At 38.6% G+C, this 4,238-nt stretch carries 5 protein-coding genes, 1 other RNA gene and 1 pseudogene; 1 reads left to right on the plus strand and 6 read right to left on the minus strand.

What is annotated here, in order from left to right; translation table 11 throughout:
* Positions 1 to 105 precede the first annotated feature (105 nt).
* On the minus strand, positions 106 to 681 hold the full coding sequence (locus tag V5N63_RS00570; RefSeq protein WP_332032065.1) for a DUF4199 domain-containing protein: 576 nt from the start codon (positions 679 to 681) through the stop codon (positions 106 to 108).
* Positions 682 to 753: 72 nt separating this feature from the next.
* Between V5N63_RS00570 and ffs the strand changes: the two genes are divergently transcribed.
* An RNA gene (gene ffs / locus V5N63_RS00575) (signal recognition particle sRNA small type) lies at positions 754 to 851 on the plus strand.
* Between the two features lie 2 nt (positions 852 to 853).
* Here ffs and V5N63_RS00580 read toward each other — a convergent pair.
* The 5 genes and pseudogenes from V5N63_RS00580 to V5N63_RS00600 all read right to left on the minus strand — a co-directional run.
* On the minus strand, positions 854 to 1,540 hold the full coding sequence (locus V5N63_RS00580; protein WP_332032068.1) for a metal-dependent hydrolase: 687 nt from the start codon (positions 1,538 to 1,540) through the stop codon (positions 854 to 856).
* 11 nt (positions 1,541 to 1,551) lie between these two features.
* Positions 1,552 to 2,484, minus strand: coding sequence for a 1,4-dihydroxy-2-naphthoate octaprenyltransferase (menA, locus tag V5N63_RS00585; RefSeq protein WP_332032070.1), 933 nt, complete (start codon positions 2,482 to 2,484; stop codon positions 1,552 to 1,554).
* Positions 2,485 to 2,564: 80 nt separating this feature from the next.
* Positions 2,565 to 3,401 (minus strand): 1,4-dihydroxy-2-naphthoyl-CoA synthase, encoded by an 837-nt coding sequence (locus tag V5N63_RS00590; RefSeq protein WP_265144370.1) that lies wholly within the window; start codon positions 3,399 to 3,401, stop codon positions 2,565 to 2,567.
* Positions 3,402 to 3,546: 145 nt separating this feature from the next.
* The gene (locus V5N63_RS00595) at positions 3,547 to 3,771 is read right to left on the minus strand and encodes a putative signal transducing protein (RefSeq protein ID WP_088469249.1); all 225 of its coding nucleotides are present in this window, start codon (positions 3,769 to 3,771) and stop codon (positions 3,547 to 3,549) included.
* Between the two features lie 197 nt (positions 3,772 to 3,968).
* Positions 3,969 to 4,238: pseudogene (locus tag V5N63_RS00600) on the minus strand (amino acid transporter); the annotation flags it as partial.

Raw genomic sequence — 4,238 nt, forward strand, 5'->3', positions numbered from 1 at the left:
AATTCTTCAAGGGAATCTTCTTCATTCAGAAGAGGTATGATGATGGATAAATTCATTTAAGTTGTTGAAATTATAGGTTCAAAGTGAAAAATTTTTAATGGTTTTTTATTCAATTCTGCTTCTAAAGAAACTGGCAAAAAAGACAGATAAAATTACGTAAAAAACCATGATTGCCCCGAAATAATAAGTAAACTGCCGGAACGAAAACATGTCTTTATCCTTAATCATTTCCGGGGAAAAACTTTTCAGGCGATCTTGGTATTTCTTTTCGAGTTCAGTCTTCTCTTCTTGTTTATCCAGGGAACTTTTGGCTTTTTCGTATTCGTTGTTGAGTTCTGTTTTCTGCCTTTCGATGTACTGATAGTTCAATAAATCTTTGGCATCTTTATCCACGAAATTCAGGAAAAGAAACATGGTGACAACAGAAAGCAAACCACCGATAAACATGGGTTTGAAAGCACGCCCAAAAACTGCCCGAAAACCCATCGGAACGCCTTCTTTTTTTGCAGCGTTTACGGATAAAAATGCCCCGACAACATACACTGCGGGAAGCAAAAATGCATTTAAAAGCATCGAATTGCTGAAATAATCAACATTCATCCCGAAAAAATACATCGAAAAGAAAATAAGCATTGTTGCAATAAACAGCAGAAAACCAACACCATAAACATTTTTAACCATAAGAAATTTTATAAATTTTGAATTTTTTTTATTTTGAATTTTGAATTTTAATTTAAAGCCTTATCTTTGCACCGGCAAGTCCTACACAACCAGCTCCTGTGAATCCTCCAGGGTGGGAACGCAGCAAAGGTAAACGGTTGTAGCGGTGTGATGTAGATCGCTTGCCATTTTTTTATGCCTTAATTTCAAATATTTCTCCCAACTTAGGCAATATCAACTCCACTCCTTTTTCTTCAAAAATTTTCAAAGCTTCGTCGTGATTTATCGCAATAGGCGGAAATGTATCGAAATGGCAGCCGATTACTTTTTTGGTTTTTAAAAGCTCTGCAGCTGCAAAACTTGCCTTTCTTGCACACATCGTATAATGCGAACCCACCGGTAAAATCGCAAGATCTATGTTTCCGAATAACTGTGGGAAAAGTTCCATGTCGGCCATTACTCCCGTATCACCCGCGAAATAGATGTTTTTTCCGGGAAATCTGAAAATATATCCGCAAGGTTCACCACCATAAGTTCCGTCTGGAAAACTCGACGTATGCGAAGCCGGAACCATAGAAATCTTCATATCATCAAACTTAGCAGAACCGCCAAAATTAATGTCAATGGAATTTGGATGGTTAAAATAGCCGCAGATTTCTGGTTGGGCGATGATTTGTGCATCGGTATGATGATGTAAAACATCTTTCACATCTGCGGTATGGTCTCCGTGTGCATGCGTAATCAACACATAATCAATTTTTTGCGCCGTAATATCAAATCCAGATATTTCCTTCTGGAAATTATAAAATGGATCGCTAAGAATATTTTTACCGTTATAATTGAACAAAAAGCAGTTTTGTCCGAGGAACTGAATTTTCATTTTTTTTGATTTTAATTAAAATAATTAAGTCCGAAAGCTACCAAAACACTCATGACGAGAGTAAAAATACCTACCTGTTTAAGATATGGATCGAGATCTTTTGGTTCTTTCGTCTGCATAATTTTTCTTCTAAGTGCCGTCATTGGAAATACGAGAATAAAAAAGATAAACGCGTAATAATTGCCCTGGGTATGCAGTCCTTTCATCATCATAAAAACCAACATCAAAATTAAGGGAAGCTGCAATAAAACGATTTCGTAAACCATTGCATATCTATAACCCATTCTCAGGGCCAGGGTTTTCTTGCCGCTGAGTGCATCGCTTTCGATATCGCGCATATTGTTGAGATTAAGGACTGCGGCGCTCATCATTCCAATGGCTGTTGCAGGTAAAAGCATATCCCAGTGAAAAGTTTTTGTAAAGAGAAAATAACTTCCACAAACAGAAACCAAACCAAAGAATACGAACACGAAAATATCTCCCAATCCTAAATATCCATACGGTTTTTTACCAACTGTATACCCTATTGCAGCCAAAATACACGCTACGCCGAGTCCTACAAAAGTATAGAATTCATTCATCAGATTTTCTCTGAAAAACGTCAGATACAAAAGTGCAACTGTCGCAATTAAAGACAATGCAGCAAAAAGAATTACGGCACTTTTCATTTGGTTTGCTGTGATTTTTCCGGAAGCTACTGCCCTTTGTTCAGCCTCATTAATCCGGAGTTTATCGGTTCCTTTAATTCCGTCGCCGTAATCATTTGCAAAGTTGGAAAGAATCTGATAAAGCAGCGTAACCAAAAGTGCCATTGCAAAAATCTGCCAATCCCAGGTTCCGCCGTTTTCAAGTATTCTCCATCTTGCGATGAAAGAACCCATTATAATTCCGCTAATTGAAAGCGGCAAAGTGCGCAATCGTGCGGCTTCTATCCAATCCATCATAAATTTTCAGATTTTAAATTTTAAATTTTAAACTTTAGACAGTAAAAATTTCCTGTCTAATCAATAATCTAAAAATCTATTTAAGAAATCCATTTATTTTCACCGAAATCAGGCTTTCTTTTTTCGAGGAATGCGTTTCTGCCTTCTTTGGCTTCTTCCGTCATGTAGGCAAGTCTGGTGGCTTCGCCGGCAAAAACCTGCTGTCCTACCATACCGTCGTCGGTTAGGTTCATTGCAAATTTCAGCATTCGGATCGACATTGGCGATTTTCCTAAAATCTCCTGCGCCCACTGATAAGACGTTTCTTCAAGTTCTGCGTGAGGAATTACAGCGTTAACCATTCCCATTGCTTCGGCTTCTCTGGCCGAATAATTTCTTCCTAAAAAGAAAATTTCGCGGGCTTTTTTCTGACCCACCATTTTTGCTAAATAAGCAGAACCGTAACCGCCATCAAAACTGGTAACATCAGCGTCGGTTTGTTTAAAGATTGCGTGTTCTTCACTGGCTAAAGTAAGGTCGCAAACAACGTGGAGTGAATGTCCGCCACCTACAGCCCAACCGTTTACCACCGCAATAACAACTTTCGGCATAAAACGGATTAAACGCTGAACTTCAAGAATATTCAGACGATGACGTCCGTCTTCACCTACATATCCCTGTTCTCCTCGGGCTTTCTGGTCGCCGCCGCTACAAAATGCATGGCCACCATCTTTCGGACTTGGACCTTCGCCGGTGAGCAAAACCACGCCAACAGAAGGATCTTCTGAAACGTGATAAAAAGCATCGTACAATTCGGAGGTAGTTTTGGGACGGAAGGCGTTGCGTACTTCCGGTCTGTTAAAAGCGATTCTTGCTACAGCGCCACATTTTTTGTAGGTAATATCTTCGTATTCTTTTACGGTTTTCCAGTCAATCATTTTCTTGTAAAATTTGAGCCAAAGATAAGGAATTTATAAGGCAGCTCAAAAGGAAAACGCAGGGTTTTTGGATGGATAAACATGAAAAAATTCACTGAATTTTATCGGGATTTTTTAGAGAAATATTTGTTGAAACCGGTAATGTTTATTCTTCCCCGACTTCGTTATTTTCCTGAAGAATCTCAACGGCAACTTCAAAATCTCTTTCATTAACAAGGAGAAAATAGTTTTGGGAAATCGGGAATACAGCAATATTATTGACGTATTCGTTTTTAATATAACTGGGAATATCCCGTGAAGCGAGCTTGGTTTTGGCCAATTCGATTTCGTAAAGATATGATGACTGGAAAACGGGAACTAATGCTGACATTTCAATTTTTTGCTAAAAATAACATAATTAAACGGAAATTCTGTAAGAAAAACCGAATGAAGTTCTAGCCCTAATGGCAATGGAAATCCTTTTTTCAGGTTTCGGAGGCTTTGCTGCCGCAACCTGAAAAAAGATTGTAATGAACAGCAGGTCGGGATTTCGGAAGTACCCGAAATTTAGTTGCTCCTGAATAAAAACTAAGCAGATTTTTTCCTGTTGATGTACCAATAAACCGGCAGACCCAGCAAAATTAAAATAAAGCCAGGCCAGGTATATTGCGGTTTGAACCAGATGAGGAGGACGCAAAATGCAGTACCAATAATAAGATAAATTAATGGCGTAACGGGATAAAGCCAGGTTTTGTAAGGTCTTGCGATTCCAGGTTTTTTGATTCTTAAGTAGATCACGCCGAAAACAGTGATCATGTAAAACAGCACAATGACGAACGAAATCATATCGAGCAAATC

The organism is Kaistella sp. (genome assembly GCF_032060305.1).
GTDB classification, from domain to species: Bacteria; Bacteroidota; Bacteroidia; order Flavobacteriales; family Weeksellaceae; genus Kaistella; species Kaistella yananensis.